Annotated in this window: 21 protein-coding genes and 1 pseudogene; 13 read left to right on the top strand and 9 right to left on the bottom strand. The window is 75.0% G+C overall.

Going from position 1 to position 21093, the window contains the following annotated elements; translation table 11 throughout:
- Together ACFUVW_RS09735 and ACFUVW_RS09730 are read left to right on the top strand one after the other, a co-directional pair.
- A pseudogene (locus tag ACFUVW_RS09735) lies at nucleotides 1-183 on the top strand (ATP-dependent helicase); the annotation flags it as partial.
- 126 nt (nucleotides 184-309) lie between these two features.
- Complete coding sequence (locus ACFUVW_RS09730) at nucleotides 310-606, top strand: DUF1905 domain-containing protein (protein WP_430571130.1); 297 nt, start codon at nucleotides 310-312, stop codon at nucleotides 604-606.
- Nucleotides 607-628: 22 nt separating this feature from the next.
- On the opposite strand, the gene ACFUVW_RS09725 is transcribed toward ACFUVW_RS09730, so the two are convergent.
- The 4 genes from ACFUVW_RS09725 to ACFUVW_RS09710 form a co-directional block, all read right to left on the bottom strand.
- Nucleotides 629-1816, bottom strand: coding sequence for a CynX/NimT family MFS transporter (locus tag ACFUVW_RS09725; protein WP_430571129.1), 1188 nt, complete (start codon nucleotides 1814-1816; stop codon nucleotides 629-631).
- Nucleotides 1813-2532: a FadR/GntR family transcriptional regulator gene (locus ACFUVW_RS09720; RefSeq protein WP_430571128.1), complete on the bottom strand. Its 720-nt coding sequence runs from the start codon at nucleotides 2530-2532 to the stop codon at nucleotides 1813-1815. Before ACFUVW_RS09720 ends, ACFUVW_RS09725 begins: the two co-directional genes overlap by 4 nt.
- A 65-nt stretch (nucleotides 2533-2597) precedes the next feature.
- Complete coding sequence (locus tag ACFUVW_RS09715; RefSeq protein WP_430571127.1) at nucleotides 2598-3236, bottom strand: MarC family protein; 639 nt, start codon at nucleotides 3234-3236, stop codon at nucleotides 2598-2600.
- A complete protein-coding gene (locus tag ACFUVW_RS09710; RefSeq protein WP_430571126.1) occupies nucleotides 3233-4096 on the bottom strand; it encodes a PHP domain-containing protein in 864 nt (287 codons plus the stop codon). Before ACFUVW_RS09710 ends, ACFUVW_RS09715 begins: the two co-directional genes overlap by 4 nt.
- Before the next feature lie 173 nt (nucleotides 4097-4269).
- Between ACFUVW_RS09710 and ACFUVW_RS09705 the strand changes: the two genes are divergently transcribed.
- From ACFUVW_RS09705 to ACFUVW_RS09695, 3 genes are all read left to right on the top strand, one after another.
- Nucleotides 4270-5106, top strand: coding sequence for an alpha/beta fold hydrolase (locus ACFUVW_RS09705; RefSeq protein ID WP_430571125.1), 837 nt, complete (start codon nucleotides 4270-4272; stop codon nucleotides 5104-5106).
- Nucleotides 5107-5125: 19 nt separating this feature from the next.
- Nucleotides 5126-6679, top strand: coding sequence for an aminopeptidase P family protein (locus ACFUVW_RS09700; protein WP_430571124.1), 1554 nt, complete (start codon nucleotides 5126-5128; stop codon nucleotides 6677-6679).
- A gap of 145 nt (nucleotides 6680-6824) precedes the next feature.
- The gene (locus ACFUVW_RS09695; RefSeq protein WP_430571123.1) at nucleotides 6825-7562 is read left to right on the top strand and encodes a hypothetical protein; all 738 of its coding nucleotides are present in this window, start codon (nucleotides 6825-6827) and stop codon (nucleotides 7560-7562) included.
- Between the two features lie 74 nt (nucleotides 7563-7636).
- On the opposite strand, the gene ACFUVW_RS09690 is transcribed toward ACFUVW_RS09695, so the two are convergent.
- Nucleotides 7637-8476, bottom strand: coding sequence for a general stress protein (locus ACFUVW_RS09690; RefSeq protein WP_430571122.1), 840 nt, complete (start codon nucleotides 8474-8476; stop codon nucleotides 7637-7639).
- 101 nt (nucleotides 8477-8577) lie between these two features.
- Here ACFUVW_RS09690 and ACFUVW_RS09685 point away from each other — a divergent pair, with 101 nt between their 5' ends.
- Together ACFUVW_RS09685 and ACFUVW_RS09680 are read left to right on the top strand one after the other, a co-directional pair.
- Nucleotides 8578-9849: a magnesium transporter MgtE N-terminal domain-containing protein gene (locus ACFUVW_RS09685; protein WP_430571121.1), complete on the top strand. Its 1272-nt coding sequence runs from the start codon at nucleotides 8578-8580 to the stop codon at nucleotides 9847-9849.
- Entirely contained in the window at nucleotides 9842-10345 is a 504-nt protein-coding gene (locus ACFUVW_RS09680) for a DUF1003 domain-containing protein (protein WP_430571120.1), read from the top strand. Before ACFUVW_RS09685 ends, ACFUVW_RS09680 begins: the two co-directional genes overlap by 8 nt.
- A 49-nt stretch (nucleotides 10346-10394) precedes the next feature.
- Here ACFUVW_RS09680 and ACFUVW_RS09675 read toward each other — a convergent pair whose 3' ends face one another.
- Nucleotides 10395-11192: a maleylpyruvate isomerase family mycothiol-dependent enzyme gene (locus tag ACFUVW_RS09675; RefSeq protein ID WP_430571119.1), complete on the bottom strand. Its 798-nt coding sequence runs from the start codon at nucleotides 11190-11192 to the stop codon at nucleotides 10395-10397.
- A 130-nt stretch (nucleotides 11193-11322) separates the two neighbouring features.
- On the opposite strand from ACFUVW_RS09675, the gene ACFUVW_RS09670 reads away from it, so the two are divergent.
- From ACFUVW_RS09670 to ACFUVW_RS09655, 4 genes are all read left to right on the top strand, one after another.
- Complete coding sequence (locus ACFUVW_RS09670; protein ID WP_430571118.1) at nucleotides 11323-11916, top strand: AAA family ATPase; 594 nt, start codon at nucleotides 11323-11325, stop codon at nucleotides 11914-11916.
- Nucleotides 11917-11925: 9 nt separating this feature from the next.
- Nucleotides 11926-13077, top strand: a complete 1152-nt coding sequence (locus tag ACFUVW_RS09665; protein ID WP_430571117.1) for a P-loop NTPase — start codon at nucleotides 11926-11928, stop codon at nucleotides 13075-13077.
- A 71-nt stretch (nucleotides 13078-13148) separates the two neighbouring features.
- Nucleotides 13149-14390: a galactokinase gene (galK, locus tag ACFUVW_RS09660; RefSeq protein WP_430571116.1), complete on the top strand. Its 1242-nt coding sequence runs from the start codon at nucleotides 13149-13151 to the stop codon at nucleotides 14388-14390.
- A 116-nt stretch (nucleotides 14391-14506) separates the two neighbouring features.
- On the top strand, nucleotides 14507-15805 hold the full coding sequence (locus ACFUVW_RS09655) for an alkaline phosphatase (RefSeq protein WP_430571115.1): 1299 nt from the start codon (nucleotides 14507-14509) through the stop codon (nucleotides 15803-15805).
- A gap of 65 nt (nucleotides 15806-15870) precedes the next feature.
- Here the strand turns inward: ACFUVW_RS09655 and ACFUVW_RS09650 are convergent, their stop codons facing one another.
- Complete coding sequence (locus ACFUVW_RS09650; RefSeq protein WP_430571114.1) at nucleotides 15871-16692, bottom strand: exodeoxyribonuclease III; 822 nt, start codon at nucleotides 16690-16692, stop codon at nucleotides 15871-15873.
- A gap of 98 nt (nucleotides 16693-16790) precedes the next feature.
- Nucleotides 16791-17273: a VOC family protein gene (locus ACFUVW_RS09645; RefSeq protein WP_430571113.1), complete on the bottom strand. Its 483-nt coding sequence runs from the start codon at nucleotides 17271-17273 to the stop codon at nucleotides 16791-16793.
- 125 nt (nucleotides 17274-17398) lie between these two features.
- On the opposite strand from ACFUVW_RS09645, the gene wecB reads away from it, so the two are divergent.
- Complete coding sequence (gene wecB / locus ACFUVW_RS09640) at nucleotides 17399-18778, top strand: non-hydrolyzing UDP-N-acetylglucosamine 2-epimerase (protein ID WP_430571112.1); 1380 nt, start codon at nucleotides 17399-17401, stop codon at nucleotides 18776-18778.
- On the top strand, nucleotides 18775-20181 hold the full coding sequence (locus ACFUVW_RS09635) for a glycosyltransferase family 2 protein (protein ID WP_430571111.1): 1407 nt from the start codon (nucleotides 18775-18777) through the stop codon (nucleotides 20179-20181). Before wecB ends, ACFUVW_RS09635 begins: the two co-directional genes overlap by 4 nt.
- A gap of 3 nt (nucleotides 20182-20184) precedes the next feature.
- Here ACFUVW_RS09635 and ACFUVW_RS09630 read toward each other — a convergent pair whose 3' ends face one another.
- Nucleotides 20185-21048, bottom strand: a complete 864-nt coding sequence (locus ACFUVW_RS09630) for a polyphosphate kinase 2 family protein (protein WP_430571110.1) — start codon at nucleotides 21046-21048, stop codon at nucleotides 20185-20187.
- Nucleotides 21049-21093 lie beyond the last annotated feature (45 nt).

Raw genomic sequence — 21093 nt, 5'->3', positions numbered from 1 at the left:
GGCCAGGGCTCGCGCGACGGCTCCGGCGAGCGCTCCGACGCCACGTCCGGCACCACCTCCGGCGCGGGCGAGCAGCGCGACGGCGAGCAGCGTCGCCGCCGCAGCCGCAACCGCCGTCGCACCCGCGGCGGACGCCCGGTCGAGGGCGGCTCGTCCGCCCCGCAGGCGCCGTCGGAGGGCTGACGCCCCCGCACGACCACCGGTCCGCATCGAGCGTGCTGACGTGCTCCTCGCCTCGTTCGGGGAGCGGGTCAGCGCGCTCGATGCATGTCCGCGGGCGTGTCCGGGGCGGGTCGTAGCGTGGCAGACATGCGTCTGACGTTCACGGCCCCGCTGTGGCAGTGGCAGGTCCGCACGGACTCGTGGTGGTTCGTCACCGTGCCGCCGGAGGAGTCCGACACGCTCGCCGAGCTGCCCCTGCCGCCGCGCGGGTTCGGGTCGATCAAGGTGACCGTGACCGTCGGCGCGACGACGTGGTCGACGTCGGTGTTCCCCAGCGACGAGCAGCAGGGCTACGTGCTGCCGATGAAGAAGGCGGTGCGTGAGGCCGAGGGCCTCGCGCCGGGCTCGCCCGTCCGGGTCACGCTCGAGCCCGTCGGGCTCTGAGCCCCGACGCCCGAACGGGGAGTCAGCGCACGATCTCGTCCCGCCCGGCGAACCACGCCGCGACACCCTGCACCAGCGACGCCACGACCAGCAGCACCAGCGGGGCGGTCCAGGAGCCCGTGGCGTCGTGCGCGACGCCGAGGCCGAGCGGCCCGCAGGCCGCGAGCACGTAGCCCGCGCTCTGCGCCATGCCCGACAGCTCGGACGTGCGCGCGGCGTTCTCGGTGCGCAGGGCCATGAGGGTCAGCGCCAGGCTGATGCCGCCGCCCTGGCCGAGGCCGAGCAGCACCACCCACAGCACGGCGGCGTCCGGCGCAAGGATCAGCCCCACGAGCCCCGTCGTGATGAGCGCGACGATGACGACGCCGATCCCCCGCTGCCGCCGCATCCGGCCCGCGAGCACGGGTGTGACGAACGAACCCACGATGCCGAGCAGGTTCGTCAGGGCCAGCAGCCACCCGCCCACGGCGACGCTCCGGCCGGAGGCGACGAAGATCTCCGGCAGCCACGCGTTCACGGCGTAGAACGACAGCGACTGCGTGCCCATGAGCACCGTGACCGCCCAGGCCAGCGGGCTGCGCCACACCGACCGGACGGCGTCGGCGGGCGTCGCTCCCGGCGGCCGCAGCATCCCGGCGGGCGCCGCCGAGCGCAGCGCGCGCGGCGCCCACACGACCGCGCCGAGCACCGCGAGCAGGCCCCACGACGCAAGCGTGGCGCGCCAGTCCAGGCCCGTGGCCGTCGCGATCGGCACCGTGAGCCCCGCGGCGAGCGCCGCTCCGCCGGACAGGGCCATCGAGTAGAGCCCCGTCATGAGGCCGACCCGGTCGGCGAAGTCGCGCTTGATGAGCGCGGGCAGCAGCACGTTGCCGAGCCCGATCGCCGAGCCGACGGCGAGCGTGCCCACCAGCAGCGGGGCGATCCCGGGCACCAGACGCAGGGCGAAGCCGAGGCACAGCAGGACCAGGCTGCCGAACAGCGCGCGCTCCAGGCCGACCCGGCGGGCCAGGCCGGGAGCCACGGGGGCGAGGATCCCGAAGCAGAGGACGGGCAGCGTCGTGAGGACGCCACCCGCGGTGGCGCTGAGCCCCTCGGTCGCGAGGATCTCGCCCAGCAGCGGCGAGACGGCGACGACGCCGGGGCGCAGGTTGAGCGCGGCGAGGACGATGGCCAGGACGGCCCCCGCCCCGAGCGGGCGACGGAGGCTCACACGTCCACCTCCGCCGCCGTGCCGGCCGCCTGGGCGACGAGGTGGGCCCGGACGGCCGCCATCGTGGCCTCGACGGCACGCTCGGCGGCGTCGGGGTCGCCGGCCGTGACGGCGTCGACCACCTCGCGGTGGCCGGGCACGTCGCGGTGGTGGCGGCCGTGGGCGTCGGTGGCGAGGGTGCGGACCAGGACGTGGTCGATGCCGTCGTAGAGCTCGGCGAGCAGGGCGTTCCCGGCGGACCGCACCAGCTCGGCGTGGAACGCGACGTCGGCGGCCCGGAAGTCATCCTCCCCGCCGTCGCGAGCGGCAGCCTCCTGGGCGTCCAGGGCGGCACGCAGCGCCGCGAGGGAGCCGTCGTCGTGCCGGCCCGCGGCGATCCGCGCCGCCCCGCGCTCGAGGACGGACCGCACCTCGAGCACCTGGAGCGCGTCCGAGGTGCGCGCGCGGCGCCCGATGGCGGCGTCGAGGCCGCTGGCGGCGCGCACGTAGGTGCCGTCGCCGCGCCGCGGCTCGAGGATGCCCGCGTGCTCGAGGGCGCGCACCGCCTCGCGGACCGTGTTGCGCCCGACGCCGAGCTGGGCGACGAGCTCCGGCTCGGCGGGGATGCGCGACCCGACGGGCCACTCCCCCCGCTCGACGAGGTCGGTCAGGTGCTCGACGACGAGCTCGGAGACCTTGCGGGGCGGGGAGATCGGGGGCGCGGCGGGCTGAGGCACCCAAAGACCCTAACATCCCATGTTTGCGGTCCCGGTCGTGCAGACCGCGGCCGAACTCCGGGGCGCTACTGCGCCAGCTTGACGAACTCGGTGACCGCCGTGGCGATCTGCTGCACCGCGATCGCCGCGAGCAGCAGGCCCGCGATCCGCGTCACCAGCGTGACGCCCGAGTCCTTGAGCAGACGATGGATGACGTTCGCGAACCGCATCGACAGGTACAGGCACACGTGCACCAGGACGATCGCCACCGTGATGGCGATCAGCTGCGGCGCGCCGCCGTCGTCGGACACGCGGGTCTGCTGGACGAACACCATCGTGGCGACGATCGCGCCCGGCCCCGCCAGCAGCGGCGTGCCCAGCGGGACGAGCGCCACGTTGACGCCCTTGTTCCCCGACGGCGCGGGCTCCTCCATCTTGCCGGTCAGGAGCTCCATCGCGACGAGCAGCAGGAGCAGGCCGCCGGAGGCCTGCAGCGCCGGCAGCGAGATGCCCATGTAGTGCAGCACCTGCTGGCCGAACAGCGCGAAGACGACGATGACGCCGAACGCGACGAGGATCGCCTGGCGCGCGGCGCGGTTGCGCTGCTTGGCGCCCATCGCCGACGTCAGCCCCAGGAACACGGGCACCGTGCCGGGCGGGTCCATGATGACGAACAGGGTGACGAACACCTCGGTGAACAGCGCGGTGTCCAGCACCGCGCTCACGGGCGGATCACGTCCAGCCGACCTCTTTCCTCGATCCGTGCGAGCACCTCGGGCGCGGTGGTGCGCTCCCCGATGCGGTTGAGCTTCCCCGTGCCGTGGTAGTCGCTGGAGCCGGTGACGAGCAGCCCCAGGTCCGCCGCGAGGCCGCGCAGCCGGTCACGGGTGGCGGCGTCGTGGTCGCGGTGGTCGACCTCGAGCCCGGCCAGGCCGGCGGCGGCGAGCGCCGCGATCGTCTCCTCGCTCACCGTGCGCCCGCGCGCCCCGGCGCCCGGGTGCGCCATCACGGGCACCCCGCCCGCGCCCAGCACCGCCCGCACGGCGGCGCCGGTGTCCGGGGCGTAGTGCGGTACGTAGTACCGGGCGCCCGGGTGCAGCATCGCGGCGAACGCCTCGTCGCGCGACGCCACGACGCCCGCCGCGACCAGCGCGTCCGCGAGGTGCGGGCGGCCGACCGTCGCGTCGTCGCCCGTCTGCGCGACGACGTCGTCCCACGTCAGCGGGAAGTCCTCCGCGAGCCGCTCCGTCATGCGCCGGGCCCGGGTGAGGCGGTCGTCGCGGGTGCGGTCGCACTCGGCGCGCAGGACGGCGTCGTCGGGGTCGTGCAGGTAGGACAGCAGGTGCACGCTGATGCTGCCGCCCTCGGTCGTGACGCGCGTGGAGATCTCGGTGCCGCGCACCAGCGCGACGCCGGTCGTCGCGACCGCGTCGGCGGCCTCGGCCCAGCCCGCGGTGGTGTCGTGGTCGGTGAGGGCGACGACGTCCAGCCCGGCCCCGGCCGCCGCCTCGAGCACGCCGCGCGGGGAGTCCGTGCCGTCGGAGGCCCGCGAGTGGGTGTGGAGGTCGATCCGGGGCGGCGTCACGATCACCGATTCTAGGGAGCGCCGCGCGCCCGCACGCCCGAAACGGCCGCCCCGCGGTGCGACGTCGGACACTCCCGCCCGCCGCGCCCGTGAAGGCGTCGGCACAACCTCTCCACCCCGTCCGCCGTCGCCGCCCCCGACTCGCCCCGACCGGCAGGGCACCATCGTTGGCGATGAACTCCCCCAGCGCCGACGTCGCCCTGCCTCCCGCCCTGCCCGCCGCCGTCGGGACCGGCCCCGCGGAGCGGGCCGGGATCGTCTTCGTCCACGGCATGCGCACCTCGTCGGCCATCTGGGAGCGACAGGTCGAGCACGTGCGCGACGCCGGGCACGACGCCGTCGCCGTCGACCTGCCCGCCCACGGCGCGCTCCACCGGGAGCGGTTCTCCATGCCCCGCGCGTTCGAGGTGCTCGACGAGGCGGCCGGGTCGTTCGGCGGCCGGCCCGTCGTCGTCGTGGGTCTCTCGCTCGGCGGGTACACGTCCCTCGCCTGGGCGGCGCAGCACGCGACCGCCACCACCGCCCCGCGCCTGTCCGGCGTCGTCGCCGCGGGCTGCAGCTCCGACCCCAAGGGCAAGCCCGTCGCCCTGTTCCGCGACGTCGCGCACCTCGCCGTGACCGGCACGACGGCGGTGCGCCGCGGCGTGCGGGACGCCTCCCTCGCGTGGCGCTCGGCGCTCACGGGCGGCCGGTCGCGCGCGGGCGGGCTCGAGGTCGCCGCGCTCCTGGGCGAGGCCGTCCCCCGGCCGGGCTGGGACATCGTCACCGACGCGCTCACGCACCTCGCGGGCAAGTCGTCGGTCGCCAGCACCCGCGCCCTGCGCGTGCCCGTGTGGTTCGTCAACGGCGCGCGGGACCGGATGCGGCTCGAGGAGTCGCGCCACGTGGCGGCCGCCGAGCGCGGCGCGCTCGTCGTCGTCCCGGACGCCGGCCACGACGTCAACTCCGACGCCCCCGACGCCTTCAACCGCGTGCTGACGCGGGCCCTGCACGACTTCGCGCGCGCCTGAGCGGTGGGACACTAGGCCCATGACCGACACCACCCCCGTCGACGAGACCGCGCCCGCTCCCAGCACCGAGGACCGCGGCAGCAACCGTTCCCAGCGCCCCGTCTCGGAGGCGTTCAAGTCGTTCATCACCTCGCAGTGGGGCGAGCGCGCCGACCTCGGCGTCGAGCCCGGCGAGGCCGTGCCCTACACCGCCGAGCGCCGCGCGAAGCTGTCCGCCCGCTTCCCGGGCGCCCGCCTGGTGGTCCCCGCCGGTCCGCTCAAGGTGCGCTCCAACGACACCGACTACCGGTTCCGCCCGCACTCCGCGTTCGCGCACCTCACCGGCCTGGGCACCGACCAGGAGCCCGACGCGGTGCTCGTGCTGCACCCGGTCGCCGACGGCGAGGGCGACCCGGACGGCAGCGGCAACGGCACGCACCACCACGCCGTGCTCTACGTGCGCCCCCTCGCGGCGCGCGACACCGAGGAGTTCTACGCCGACTCGCGCTACGGCGAGTTCTGGGTGGGCGCGCGGCCGTCGCTCGACGACGTCACGACGCTCACCGGCATCGAGGCCCGCCACGTCGACGAGCTGCGCGACGCGCTCGCCAAGGACGTCGGCGCCGACGGCGTGCGCGTGCTGGTCGTGGCCGGCGCGGACGAGAACGTGGAGACGCTGGTCGAGGCCATCCGCGAGGAGGCCGGCGTCGAGTCCGAGGCGGACGACGAGTCCCTCGTCGAGGCGACGTCGGAGATCCGCCTGGTGAAGGACGCGCTCGAGCTGGAGCACCTGCGCGAGGCCGTGGCCCGCACCATCGAGGGCTTCGAGCAGGTCGTGCCCGCGCTGCCGAAGGCCGTCGCGCACCGCCGCGGCGAGCGCGTCATCGAGACGACGTTCGACGCGCACGCCCGCCTCGAGGGCAACACCGTGGGCTACGAGACCATCGCCGCGGCCGGCGAGCACGCCACCACGCTGCACTGGATCACCAACGACGGCGTGGTCCGCTCGGGCGAGCTCGTGCTGCTGGACGCCGGCGTCGAGGTCGACTCCCTGTACACCGCGGACATCACCCGCACCCTGCCCGTCGACGGCGAGTTCACCGACGTCCAGCGCCGCATCTACACCGCGGTGCTCGACGCCGCGGACGCGGCCTTCGCCGTCGCGAAGCCGGGCGCGAAGTTCCGCGACATCCACGCCGCCGCGATGGAGGTCATCGCCGCCCGCCTCGAGGAGTGGGGCCTGCTGCCCGAGGGCGTCACCGCGGAGGTGTCCCTCTCCACCGAGGGTCAGCAGCACCGCCGCTGGATGGTGCACGGCACCAGCCACCACCTCGGCCTGGACGTGCACGACTGCGCCCAGGCGCGGCGCGAGCTCTACCTGGACGGCGTGCTCGAGCCCGGCATGGTGTTCACCATCGAGCCGGGGCTGTACTTCAAGGCCGACGACCTCGCCGTGCCCGAGGAGTACCGCGGCATCGGCGTCCGCATCGAGGACGACGTCCTGGTCACCGCCGACGGCAACGAGAACCTGTCCGCCGCCCTCCCCCGTCGCCCCGAGGACGTCGAGGCCTGGATGGCGCGCCTGCGCGGCTGACGCCCGATCACTTCGGCAGCGAATCGATCTCTTCGGCACGTGATCGTGCCGAAGAGATCCACCCGTTGCCGAAGAGATCTCTGGATCGCCGGCCTTGTCCACAGGCCGCCGTCCGGACCTGCGCCGATCCGGCACGCTCGTCAGCATGATCCCTGACGACGCCGTCGTCCTCGCCGGCGAGCTCCAGCGGCACGTGCTCGACCGGGCGATGGAGGACGGCGAGCTCGAACGTCTGCGCCGCGGTGCGTACCGCGTGCGCGAGGCGCCTCGGGACGAGCACCCGTCCCGCGGGGCACGCCGGCGAGCCGAGGCGGTCGCCCGGGCGGCCCACCGACAGCTCGCCGCCGACCACGTGTTCAGCCACGAGACGGCGGCGGCCCTCCACAGCCTCCGGCTCTGGCGTGCTCCGGTCGCCACCCATGTGGTCCAGACCTATCGGCGGTCGGGGCGCGCGGCCGACGACCTGCGGCGGCACCTCCTGGCCCTGCCGCCCGAGCACCGCGAGGTCCGCGACGGGCTCCCGGTGACCACCCTGGCCCGCACGGTCGCGGACTGCGCGCGCTCGATGCACCCGCTCGAAGCCCTCGTCCTCGCGGACGACGCCGTGGCGCGCGGACTCGACACGGAGGAGTGCCGTGCCGCGCTCGCCACCACCCGTCGACGCAACGGCAGCCGGCGGGCCGCCTGGGTCCTGGACCACGCCGACGGGGGCAGCGACTCCGCGTGGGAGACCTGGCTCCGCTACGTCGCGCTGCGCTCCGGCCTGCCCCGGCCGATCACTCAGGCGCCGATCACCACCGCGCGCGGTGCCCTGGCGGCGGGCTTTCCGGAGGCTCTGCGGCGGCGGCTCCGCACCCATCCGCTCCTGCCGCCCCCACCCTGAGGGATCAGTTCGGCACCCGGTCGATGTGTTCGGTACGCCGCCGTGCCGAACACATCCATCGGCTGCCGAAGGGATCAGGGCTGGGGCGGGCGGTACGGGTCGTCGTGCTCCGGCGCCTTCGGCTGTTCGGGGTCGCCCTCCGCCGGGTGCCGGGGCTCCGGCTGGTGGGTGCCCGGCTGGGGACCCTGCGGCGCGGGGCTCTGCGGAGCGGGGCTCTGGGGCTCGGGCGACGGCGTGGTCTCCGGCGGCGAGGGCTGCTCCCCCGTCGGCCGCATGGCGCCGTACCGGGGGGCGCCGCTGGGGGTGGTCCAGCGCGGGTCGGGCGTGCGCGGCGCGGCGGGGGCCGCGGGGGCGGCCGGGCCGCCGACGGCGGGAGCGCCGACCGGCGGGGTCGGCGTCGCGGTCGCCGCACCACGACGCGCCTTGCCCAGCCCGCCGGGCGACTGCAGGAGCATCGACCGCGCCTCGCCCGCCTGCTCGGCGGCGCAGAGGATGGCGTAGGTGGACGCGACGATCTGCGACGACGACGTGAAGTCACGACGCCCGCCGGTCAGCGCGTAGGACAGCACCGAGAACAGCAGGCCGAAGCCGGCACCGAGCCCGATGCCGACCAGCAGCACCCCGCCCGCCTGCGCCCCGCCGAACAGGCTGAGGAGCAGGCCGACGAAGAAGCCGAACCACGCACCCGACAGGGCGCCCGCGAGCGCCACCCGGCCGTAGGAGAGGCGCCCGGTGACCCGCTCGACCATGCGCAGGTCGGTGCCGACGATGGTGACGTGCTCGACGGCGAACTTGTGGTCCGACAGATAGTCGACGGCCTGCTGGGCCTCGAGGTACGTGTCGTACGCGGCGACCTCGTCGCCCGCCGGGAGGGTCGGGACGCGGGGCACGGCGTTCGGGCGGCTGAAGCTCATTCGCCCAGTCTGGCCCAGTCGTGGCCCCCGCACCACCACACCACCCGCGCCGCACGCCCGCTACCAGGACCGACGGGCCCGGCCCGCGTAGGCTGACCGACGTGAGCGCGGCAACCAGGGTCTTCGTGGCACGCCTCGCCGGCACCCAGGTCTTCGACCCGATCGGTGACGAGGTGGGGCGCGTGCGCGACGCCGTCGTGCTGGTCCGCGCCAAGGGCGCGCCCCGCGCGGTGGGGCTGGTCGTGGAGGTCCCGGGCCGGCGACGCGTCTTCCTCCCGCTGACGCGGGTCACCGCGATCGACGCGGGTCAGGTGATCTCGACGGGCCTGCTCAACATGCGCCGGTTCGAGCAGCGCGCCATGGAGTCGCTGGTGCTGGGCGAGCTGCTCGACCGCCCGGTGCGCTTCACCGACGGCTCCGGCGAGGCCACGGTCGAGGACCTGTCGATCACGCGCCAGCGCACGGGCGACTGGCTGGTGGACCAGCTCTTCGTGCGTCGCAAGCAGCCCGCCCGCGGGCTGTCGCTGCGCCGGCGCGGCGAGACGCTCGTCGTGCCGGTGGACGCCGTCACCGGGCTGGCCGGCTCCACCGAGGAGCAGGGCGCCACGAAGCTGCTGGAGGCGTACGAGGACCTGCGGCCGGCGGACCTGGCGGACGTGCTGCACGAGCTCGGCGACACCCGGCGGTTGGAGGTGGCGAGCGCGCTGGACGACGAGCGCCTGGCGGACGTGCTCGAGGAGCTGCCGGAGGACGACCAGGTCGCCATCGTGTCCCGGCTGGACTCGGGGCGCGCAGCCGACGTCCTGGAGGCGATGCAGCCGGACGACGCCGCCGACCTGCTCAACGAGCTCCCCGACGAGCAGGCCGCCCGCCTCCTGGAGCTCATGGAGCCGGAGGAGGCGAAGGACGTCCGCCGCCTGCTGTCCTACGACGAGGACACGGCGGGCGGCCTCATGACCACCGAGCCGGTGATCCTCGGCCCGGAGACGTCGATCGCGACCGCGCTCGCGCAGATCCGCAAGCAGGACCTGCCGCCCGCGCTGGCGTCGATGGTGTTCGTGGTGCGGCCGCCGCTGGAGACGCCGACGGGCCGCTTCCTCGGCGTCGCGCACTTCCAGCGGCTGCTGCGCGAGCCCCCGCACGCGTCGGTGGGATCGGTGCTGGACACGGACACGGAGTGGCTGACGCCGGACGCCCCGGTGGGCCGGGTGACCCGCCTGCTGGCGGCCTACGACCTGCTCGCGCTCCCCGTGCTCGACAGCGAGAAGCGGCTGCTGGGCGCGGTCTCCGTTGACGACGTGCTCGACCACATCCTGCCGGACGACTGGCGCGAGCACGTCGACGAGAACCTGGAGGAGGTGCCGCGTGGCTGACCGCCTCGACCAGCCGAAGGAGGCCCGCCGCACCCTCATCCCGCGGCCGCAGATGGACCAGGACGCGGTGGGCCGCGCCACGGAGGGGATCGCCCGCTTCCTGGGCACGCCGCGCTTCCTCATCTACCTCACGGTGTTCTGCGCGCTGTGGCTGGCCTGGAACTCCTGGGGCCCCGAGTCGCTGCGGTTCGACAGCGCGTCGAACGGCTTCACGGCCCTCACCCTCATGCTGTCGCTGCAGGCGAGCTACGCCGCGCCGCTCATCCTGCTCGCGCAGAACCGGCAGGACGACCGCGACCGCGTCACCGCCGAGCAGGACCGGCAGCGCGCGGAGCGCAACCTCGCGGACACGGAGTACCTGGCCCGCGAGATGGCGGCGCTGCGGATCGCGCTGGGCGAGGTCGCGACGCGCGACTTCGTGCGCTCCGAGATCCGGAACCTGCTCGAGGAGCTGGACGAGAAGGAGTCGGAGCGCAGCCGCGACCCGTCGTCGTGAGCGCCCCGGGGCCGAGGCGTCACCGCAGGTCACTGCAGGTCACTGCAGGTCACTGCATCGCGTCGACGGCGGCGGCGCGCAGCGCCTCCACGGCCGCCGGGTCGCCGGTGACGCGCAGACCCTCGGGACCGCCGCGGCCCCACAGCCACAGGTCGAGGTCCGCCGCGGCGCCGACGACGACGGCGTCGGGACGGTCGCCGGGCGGGGCCAGCCGCCCGCCGGGCACGTCGTACGCCCGGCCCGACTCCGGCCCGGTCCCCCGCACCCGCCCGAGCTCGACGTCCCAGCGGTGCGGCGTCTCTCCCGGCGCCTCGACGACGACGGCGGCGGTGCCGCCGGCGGGGGTGAACGTCGTCCAGGCGGGATGACCGCCGAGCAGGACGTCGAGCACCTCGTCCACGCCGTCCGCGGCGATCCCGGGGTCGAGCGGCGTGACCCCCTGGCCCGCCGCCTGCTCGGCGTCGACGCGGTGCACGAGCGCCTCGTGCTGCTGGCGCCGGGTCACCCACCCGACGCTGTGCCCCTCGGGGTGCCAGTACCAGCACGGCTCGCCCGGGTCGCGGCCCGCGAGCGCGGCGACGAGCCACGCCGTGGCGTCGCGCACCAGCGCGGCGAGTGCGCCGTCGTCGGCGGGCCGCTCGAGGGGGACGACGTCGCCGCCCGGCAGACCGGCACCCGGCTCGCGACCCACCACGGACGCCCAGAAGGACTGCACCGACGCGACGTGGAAGGCGAGGTCGCCCGCGGTGCACCCCGGGCAGGCGGGCACCTCCGCGCCGGCCGGCGCAGCGTGCACGGCCGCCACGAGCAGTGCCGAGTCCCGAGCCAGGGAGGCCAGCGCGTCCATGCAGGTCAACGTAGCCCCGGGCGCGCCGCGCCGCGCGACGCCGTGCCGCCCGTGCGGCCGGTATCGTCCGGCTCGCGAGGCCTCGCGGGGGCCTCGAGGGGGCGCGGACGACGCCGGAGGAGGCGACGGCATGGCGCGACAGGTGGTGCTGGTCAACGGGCTGCCCGGGTCGGGCAAGACGACGCTGGCGCGCCCGCTCGCCGCCCGCCTCGGTGCGCCGTGGCTGGGCAAGGACGCCGTCAAGGAGGCCCTGGCGGACGCCGTCGGGCCCGGCGCCCCCTTCCTCGCCGGGGCCTCCATGACAGGGGCCTCCACGGTCGGGGCGGCGGCGATGGAGGCGGTCTGGCGGCTGGCCGCGGCGCCGCTGGCCCGCGTCGTCGTGGAGTCGTGGTGGTTCCGGCCCCGCGACCTGGACCACGCGCTGCGCGGCCTCGCGACCGCGGGCGCGGACGCCGTCGTCGAGGTGTGGTGCGACGTGCCGCCCGACGTGGCGCGGGAGCGCTTCGAGGCGCGCACGGGCCGGCACCCGGTGCACGCGGACGACCGGGACATGACGGCGGAGTGGGCGGCCTGGACCGCCGGGGCCGCGCCGCTCACGCTCGGCCCGGTGGTGCGGCAGGACACGACCGCGACGGTGGACGTCGGCGCGCTGGCCCTCCGAGTGACGACGGCGCTGTCCGGCCGTGACCCACGACGCACCGGCGCCGGCGCCCGCCGCACCTAGGATCGAGGCATGACCGGTTCCCCCGACGGCCCCGCACCGCTGACCGACCGCGTCCGCACCGCCCTCACGTCGGTGGTCGACCCGGAGATCCGCCGGCCCATCACGGACCTCGGCATGGTGCGCTCGGTGGACGTGCACGACGGCGGTCGCGTCACGGTGGGCGTGGACCTCACGGTGGCCGGCTGCCCCATGAAGGGCACGCTGGTGCGCGACGTCACCGCCGCCGTCGAGGCGCTCGACGGTGTGACGGGCGTGGACGTGCAGCTCGGCGTGATGACCCCGGAGCAGCGCCAGTCGCTGCGCTCGCAGCTGCGCGGCGGCGTGGGCGACCCCGTGATCCCCTTCGCCCAGCCCGGCTCCCTCACCAAGGTGTACGCGATCGCGTCCGGCAAGGGCGGCGTCGGCAAGTCGAGCGTCACGGCGAACCTCGCGGCGGCGATGGCGGCCGACGGGCTGAACGTCGGCGTCGTGGACGCGGACATCTACGGCTTCTCGATCCCCCGCATGCTCGGCGTCGACCGCCAGCCCACCCGCGTCGACTCGATGCTGCTGCCCCCGATCGAGCACGGCGTGAAGGTCGTGTCGATCGGCATGTTCGTGCCCGAGGGGCAGCCGGTGGTGTGGCGCGGGCCGATGCTGCACCGCGCGCTGGAGCAGTTCCTCGCGGACGTGTTCTGGGGCGACCTCGACGTGCTGCTGCTCGACCTGCCGCCCGGCACCGGCGACATCGCCATCTCGGTGGCGCAGCTGCTGCCCGGCAGCGAGATCGTCGTCGTGACGACGCCGCAGGCCGCGGCCGCCGAGGTCGCCGAGCGCGCCGGGTCGATCGCCACGCAGACGTCGCAGGGCGTCGTCGGCGTGGTCGAGAACATGTCGTGGCTGGAGCAGCCGGACGGGTCGCGGCTCGAGGTCTTCGGGTCCGGGGGCGGGCAGCGTGTCGCGGACCGCCTCGGCGCCACGCTCGGTACGCAGGTGCCGCTGCTGGGGCAGGTGCCGCTCGACGTCGCCGTCCGCGCGGCGGGCGACGACGGAACGCCCGTGGTGCTCGCCCACCCGGACTCCGCCGGGGCGTGCGTGCTGCGCGACGTCGCCCGCGCCCTGGCCACCCGGTCCCGCGGCCTCGCCGGCATGCGGCTGAACCTCAGCCCCGTCCGGGGCTGACCCGCGGTAGCCTCGCCCGGGCGCCCCGCGGCGCCACCCCCGGTTCACCCCTGCGAAGGAGCTGTCCTGCCATGAGCACGCCCGAGTGGCTCGAGTCCTGGTCCGACGACGAGGGGGCGCGCCGCGTGCGCGACCTGTTCGCCCGGGTCTTCGGCGACGACGGCGGCGCGCCCGACGGCGTCTGGTCCGCCCCGGGCCGGGTCAACCTCATCGGCGAGCACACCGACTACAACGGCGGCCTCGCGCTGCCGACCGCGCTGCCGCACCGCACGTACGTGGCGCTGCGGCACCGGGACGACGACGTCGTGCGCCTCGGGTCCGCGCAGGCGCCGGGCGAGGTCTGGTCGGCCCGCCTGGCCGACGTCGCGCCGGGCGCGATGACGGGCTGGGGCGCGTACGTCGCGGGCGTGGCGTGGGCGCTCGGTGAGGCGGGCCACCCCGTGCGCGGCTTCGACGCCGTCGTCGACTCGTGCGTGCCGTTCGGCGCGGGGCTCTCGTCGTCGGCCGCGCTGGAGTGCGCCGTCGCGGTCGCGCTCGACGAGACGGGCGGCCTCGGGCTCGCCGACGACGACGCCGGCCGCGCGACCCTCGTCGCGGCCTGCGTGCGCGCGGAGAACGAGATCGCCGGTGCCCCGACAGGCGGCATGGACCAGGCCGCGTCGCTGCGCGCCACCGCGGGCCACGCCCTGCTCGTCGACTCCCGGCCGGGGCTGTCCGCGCTGGAGTCGGGCACGCCCGTGCCGTTCGACCTGGCCGCGGCCGGGCTCACCCTGCTCGTCGTGGACACCCGCGCGGAGCACGCCCTCGTCGACGGCCAGTACGCCGAGCGGAGGGCGACCTGCGAGCGCGCGGCGGGGCTGCTCGGCGTGGAGACGCTGCGCGAGGTGGACCCGGCCCGCCTGGACGAGACGCTCGCCGCGCTCGCGCCGCACGACCCGGACGACGTCCTGCGCCGGCGCGTGCGCCACGTGGTCACCGAGATCGACCGCACCGCCCGCTTCCGCGACCTCGTCACGGACGGGCGCGTGGCGGAGGTCGGGCCGCTGATGGTCGCGTCCCACGCCTCGCTGCGGGACGACTACGAGGTCTCCGCCCGCGAGCTCGACCTCGTGGTCGACGCCGCCCTGGCCGCGGGCGCGCTCGGCGCCCGCATGACCGGCGGAGGCTTCGGCGGCTCCGCGATCGCGCTGGTGCGCGCCGACGCCGTCGAGCCGGTCGCCGCGGCCGTGCAGCACGCGTTCGACGCCGCCGGGCTGCGCTCGCCGGGCTTCCTCCTCGCGCCGCCGTCGGCCCCGGCGGGCCGGACCGCCTGACGAGGCGGTCCCGACCTGCGGCGTCTCCTCCGGGATGCCGGTGACGCGGGCCCCTGCCTACGGTGCGGGGGCGCGGCGGCACGACGCCGCCGTGCTCGATCGTTCGAGGAGGAGCGATGGCAGCACGCACCACGATGCGCCGCGTCGGAGCGGCGGCGCTCACGGCGCTGGTCGCCGCGGGGACGGCGGTCGGCGCGACGGCCGGCGGCGACCACGACCGCGGGCACGGCGGACACGACGGACGGCACGACAGGGACCGGGCACGGAACGTCATCGTGCTCCAGGGCGACGGCATGGGCCTGGCGGCGCGCGAGCTGATCCGTCTCGCCACCGTGGGCAAGGACGGCCACCTGGTCATGGACTCGCTGGACGAGGCCGGCTGGAGCGCGACCGACTCCGCCGACCCCGAGGACGCCGTGACCGACTCGGCCGCCGGCGCGACGGCGTTCGCCACGGGCGTCCGGACGTTCAACGGCGCCGTCGGCGTCGACGCCGACGGCAACCCCGTCCCCACGCTGCTCGAGGACGCGAGGCGCGCCGGCAAGGCCACCGGCCTCGTCTCGACGGCGCAGATCACCGACGCCAGCCCGGCCGCTTTCGGCGCGCACGTCACCGACCGGTACGACCAGAGCGAGATCGCGCGGCAGTACCTGGAGGATTCGAAGCCCGACGTCCTGCTGGGCGGCGGCGAGGACTACTGGTACCCCGAGGGCGATCCGGGCGCGTGGCCCGACAACCCGCCGGAGGACCCGGAGGAGCAGAGCAAGGGCACCGAGGGGAACCTCGTGGAGCGGGCCCAGGACCTCGGGTACACGTACGTGTCCGACGCCGAGGGACTCGCCGACGCGGACGGCCGGAAGTTGCTAGGGCTGTTCGCGAACGAGGAGATGTTCCAGCAGGCGAACGAGGGCGAGGGAGACGTGTACTCCCCCGAGGTGCCGCTGGTCGACATGGCCGCCAAGGCGCTCGACGTCCTGCAGCGCGACCGGGACGGCTTCTTCCTGCTCCTCGAGGAGGAGGCGATCGACGAGTTCGCGCACCGGAGCAACGCGACCCGCACCATCGAGGCCGGTCAGGCGCTCGACGAGACCGTCGCGCTCGCGCTCGACTTCCAGGAGAGGCACCGGGACACGCTGGTGCTCGTCGTGGGCGACCACGCCACGGGCGGGCTGGCGATCGAGAACGTCGACCCGGAGGACGAGGCGGGCGAGGGCGCCACGGCCGAGGACGGGCCCTTCCCCGTCCCGGGGACCGACCTCGAGTTCACCGTCGACTGGACGACCGGCGGTCACACGGGCGAGGCCACGCCGATCACCGCGCAGGGGCCGGGCGCCGAGCGCCTGTCCGGGCCGCAGCTCAACACCGACGTGCACGACGCCGTGCAGCGCGCGATGTTCCCGCGCGGCCACCGCTGACCCGTTGTGGGTGGGATCATGGCCCCTCTCCGGCGTCGAGACGGGCCACGATCCCACCCACAACGTCAGAGGTCGTAGGTGGCGACGACGGCGGCGTGGTCGGACCAGCGCTCCTCGTAGGTGGGGGCGCGGTCGACCTCGACCTTGACGGCGCGCGGGGCCAGCGCGGCGTTGGCGAGCTGGTAGTCGATGCGCCAGCCGCGGTCGTTGACGTACGACTGCCCGCGCCAGGACCACCACGTGTAGGGCCCGGGGCCCTCTCCGCCGTGCGCGCGGCCGAGGTCGGCCCAGCCGACCTCGTCGAGCCACCGGTCGACGTACGCCCGCTCCTGCGGCAGGAAGCCCGCGTTCTTGAGGTTGCCCTTCCAGTTCGCGATGTCGACGTTCTGGTGGGCGATGTTGAGGTCGCCGGCGACGACCGCGGGGTGCTCGGCCTCGGCGAGCTCGGCCAGGCGCGCCGTGACCTTGTCGAGGTGCGCGTACTTGGCGGCCATGGTGTGCTCCTGCCCCGGGGCGTTGGAGCCGGAGTGCAGGTAGGCCGAGACGACGGTGAGCAGGCCGCCGACCGGCAGCTCGACGTCGGCCTCGACCCAGCGACCGGTGTCCACGGGCGGCTCGGGCTCGCCGGCCGGGCCGTGGGCCGCGAGGCCCGTCCGGACCGAGTGCAGCGGCAGCCGCGACGCGACGGCCACGCCCGCACGGCCCTTGAGGTCGCTGGGCAGGTGCGCGACGTGCCAGCCGTCGAGGTACTCGTGGACGAGCTCGTCGGGGGCCCGCACCTCCTGCAGCAGCAGGACGTCGGGGGTACGGGCGGCGATCCAGGCGTCCATGTTGCGGCGGAAGGCGGCACGGATGCCGTTGACGTTGGCGGTGGCGACGGTCAGCACGCCCGCAATTTGATCACACGACGCCATCGACCTTCGGTCGCGTCCGCAACCCCATCACAGGATGCCGACACCCCCGTGGCCCGCAGGGGTCGGCTGCGTCACTCCCCGCGGTAGGCGGCCTCCAGGGCGGCGACGTCGATCTTGCCCATCTGCAGCATCGCGTTCATGGTGCGCAGGTTGGCCTCCGTCGTGTAGTCGCCGCACAGCTCCTCGAGCTGCTTCGGGATCACCTGCCAGGAGATGCCGAACTTGTCCTTGCACCAGCCGCAGGGCCCGGGCTCGCCGCCGTCGGCGATGAGCACCTCCCAGTACCGGTCCACCTCCTCCTGCGAGTCCACCCGCAGGTAGAAGCTGAACGCCTCGTTCAGCCGGAACTCCGGGCCGGCGTTCAGGCCCGTCACAGGAAGCCCCGCTACCGTGAACTCGACGACGAACGGTTCGCCGGCCTCCGCCCCCGGCACCCCCTCGGGCGACGTGAGTACCGACTCCACCGACGACCCCGGGATGTGCTCGGCGTAGAAGGCCGCCGCCTCGTGCGCGCGGTTGTTCCCGAACCACAGGTGCGTGCGTGCGGTCACCATGGCCGCTCCCTCCTGACGGGCACCGTCCCTCACGGCCGGTGCGGGCACCACTTCCGACGGCCGGGCGAACCCGGACTCATCGGTGTCGGCGAGCACCCGGCACCCCGCTCGACGAAGGTAGAGACATGCCGCTTCCCGTCAGCCCCGAGATCCTGGTCGTGCTGGGCACGCGCCCGGAGGCGATCAAGCTGTTCCCGCTGATCCAGCGCCTGCAGGACCACCCCCGCCTGCGCCCGGTCGTCGTCACGACCGGCCAGCACAAGGAGCTCGTCGACTACGTGCTGCAGGAGGCCGGGTGCGAGGTGGCGGGAGACCTCGGCGTGGGCCGACCGGGACTGACGCTCAACCAGCTCTCCTCGTCGGTGATCGCCGGGCTCGACGCGTTCGTCACCGACCGGTACGGGCCGCCGCCCGAGCGGATCAGCGGGCGCATCCGCGAGGACCACTACCCGGCGGCCTGCATCGTGCACGGCGACACCTCCAGCGCGGCCGCGGCCGCCGTCGCCGCGTTCCACCTGCGCATCCCGGTGATCCACGTCGAGGCAGGGCTGCGGACCGGCACCACGCTGTCGCCCTTCCCCGAGGAGCTCAACCGCCAGCTCGTCGCGCGCATCGCGTCCTTCCATGCCGCGCCCACCCGCTCCAACGTGCAGAACCTCGTGCGCGAGGGCGTCGACATCGGCCGCACGTTCGTCACCGGCAACACCGGCATCGACGCCCTGCGCTGGTCGGCCGCGCGCGAGGTGCCCTACGGGCGGCCCGAGCTGGCCTGGCTGGAGGACGACGCGACGTCGCGCGTCGTCACGGTCACCGCCCACCGCCGGGAGAACTGGGGCGAGGGCATCGCGAGCATCGCGCGGGCCGTGCACCGGCTGGCGGACGCGCACCCGGGCGTCCGGTTCGTCGTGCCGGTGCACCCGAATCCCCGGGTCGCGCGGACCGTGCGCGACGAGCTCGGCGACGTCGACGCCGTGACCCTCACGGCACCCATGGAGTACCACACGTTCGCCCGCCTGCTGGCGCGGTCGACCCTGGTGCTCACGGATTCCGGCGGCATCCAGGAGGAGGCGCCGGCGCTCGGCGTGCCGGTCCTGGTCGCGCGCACGACGACGGAGCGTACGGAGGGCGTCGAGGCGGGCACGCTGGAGCTCGTGGGCACGGACGCCGACACGATCGTGGCCTCGGCCACCCGGGTGCTCACCGACCCCGCCGCGCACGCGGCGTTCTCCCGCCAGCCCAACCCCTACGGCGACGGCCACGCCGCCGCGCGCATCGTCGACGCGCTGGAGCACCTGGTCTTCCACTCCCCCGTGCCGCAGACGTCCGGCCCCGGGTTCGTGCGCGCCCAGGTGCTCGAGTGGGCGGGCTTCCGCCGCACGGACGCCGTCGACGGGCCCGAGTTCGTGCGCGAGCCCGGCCCCGTGGACCGCGTGCCACAGGACCTCGAGGGTGTGGTCATCGCCCCGAAGTCGACGGTCGACCCCTACGACGTGGGGCCCGAGTGAGCGCCGTCGTGTCGGTCGCGGCGACCGCCCCGTGGTGGGACCCGTACCGCGGCATGCCGGTGGGCGTGCAGGTGCTCATGTGGTTCCTGCTCGCCCTCACGCTCGTCACCGTCGGGGTGATCGTGTGGCTCGTGGTGCGTGCCTGGTTCGAGCGCCGCCGGCAGCGCCGCGCCGTCGAGCACGCGCGGGAGGACGAGTACCTCTGGGTCTTCGTCGTCCCCGCGCTCAACGAGGAGGTGACGATCGCCGACAGCGTGAGCCGCCTCGTCGCCGTCGAGGCCACGCACAAGGCGATCGTCGTCGTCGACGACGGGTCCGACGACGGCACCCCCGACGTGCTGGCCCGCCTGCGGGCCGAGGTCCCCGAGCTCAAGGTGCTGCGCCGCGAGCTGCCGAACGCCCGCGTGGGCAAGTCCGCCGGGCTCGACGACGCGTGGGAGTTCGTCCACGAGCACGTCCTCGCCGGCCGGTACGCCGGCTGGCCGACGACGCGCGTCGTCGTCGGGGTCGTCGACGCGGACGGGCGCATCCCGCCCGATGCGCCGCGGGCTCTGGCCGGGGCGTTCACCGACGAGCGCGTGGGCGGCGTGCAGGCGCTGGTGCGGATCTACAACCGCCGGCACTACCTCACCTGGGGCCAGGACGTGGAGTTCGGGGTGATGGCGTACGTGTACCAGCTCGGCCGGTCCGCGTGGGGCACGGCCAACATGGGCGGCAACGGGCAGTACGTGCGGCTCGCCGCGCTGGACGACGTCGTCGTCACGGAGAAGCTGCCGCCGGGGATCGGGCGCGGCCCGTGGCGCGACCGCCTCACCGAGGACCAGGACATCGGCGTGCGCCTGATCCGCGCCGGGTGGCGCGGCCGCCAGACCGTGCTGACCAGCGTGGACCAGCAGGGCGTGACCCGTCTGCGCCGCCTGTTCAAGCAGCGCGTGCGGTGGGCGCAGGGCAACTGGCAGGCGTTCTCCCTGCTGCGCGGCGCCCTGAAGGCGCCCGTCTCGCTCGGTGCCCGCCTGGACCACGTCGCCTACCTGCTGATGCCCCTGCTCCAGCTGCTCATGGGGCTCGGCCTGGTGCTCTCGCTGGCGTTCTGGCTGTTCGGCGACGTGCCGTTCGTCTCCGGCTGGTGGCCGTCGCTGGTGTTCTTCGCGACGCTCACGCTGGTGCCGAGCTTCCTCACGCTGCTGATGACCACCGAGCCCGGCCGCCACCCGTTCCTGCGCGCCGTGTTCGGGCTCGTCCCGTACATGCTCTACACCTGGCTGCTGTGGCCGGTCGTGACGGTCGCGCTCGTCCGCGAGCTCGCCGGGCGGCGCAGCTGGACGAAGACCGACCGCGAGCCCCTCGACGCCAACCTGCCCGACGACGTCGAGCAGGCGGCCGGGCCGGCCCCGGCAGGCTGAGCGTCACGACGCCGCGAGGCGCGCCTTCTCGTGCTCGACGTCGAACGTCGCGGCGGGCCACTGCGGGTCGATGTCCTCGAGGGCGTCCAGCAGGAGGGCCTGCACCGCGAGGCGGGCGTACCACTTGGCGTTCGCGGGCACGACGTACCAGGGCGCCTGCTCGGTGGAGGTGCGCTCGAAGACGGTCTGGAAGGCCTCCATGTACGCCGGCCACAGCAGTCGCTCGTCGACGTCGCCGGGGTTGTACTTCCAGTGCTTGTCGGGGCGCTCCAGCCGCTCGCCGAGCCGCGCCTTCTGCTCCTCGGGCGAGATGTGCAGCATCACCTTGACGAGGCGCGTGCCCCGCGCGACGAGCGCGGCCTCGAACGCGTTGATCGCGCCGTACCGCCGCTCGATCTCCTCGGGCGGCGCGAGGGCGCGCACCTTCCCGATGAGCACGTCCTCGTAGTGCGAGCGGTCGAAGACGCCGATGTACCCGGCCTCGGGCACCTCCTTCTCGACGCGCCACAGGAAGTCGTGCGCCAGCTCCTGCGGCGTCGGCTTCTTGAACGCCACGAGGTGCACGCCCTGCGGGTCGGTGGCGCCGATGACGTGGCGCACGATGCCGCCCTTGCCCGCGGAGTCCATCGCCTGCAGCACGAGCAGGACGGCCGGCGCGGACGGGTCCTCGCGGCTCTGGGCGTACAGGCGCTCCTGCAGCTCGTCGAGCTCCTCCTCGCCGGCGAGGAGGTCGGCCGCGCCGTCCTTCTTCTTCCCGTCGTACCCGGGCCTGGAGTCCGGGTCGACGTCCGCGAGCCGGAAGCCGGGCCCCACCCGCAGCAGCTCGCCCGGCTCGCCCGACCACCCACGCTGGCTTCTCGCGACCATGCGCACATCATGGCGCACGCGACCGGGCCCGTCGCCCCCGAGGGG

This window comes from Isoptericola sp. NPDC057391 (assembly GCF_042668085.1).
Lineage (GTDB): Bacteria > Actinomycetota > Actinomycetes > Actinomycetales > Cellulomonadaceae > Isoptericola.
The sequence above is the reverse complement of the archived record's forward strand: the minus strand, read 5'-3'. Positions and strand labels throughout refer to the sequence as shown.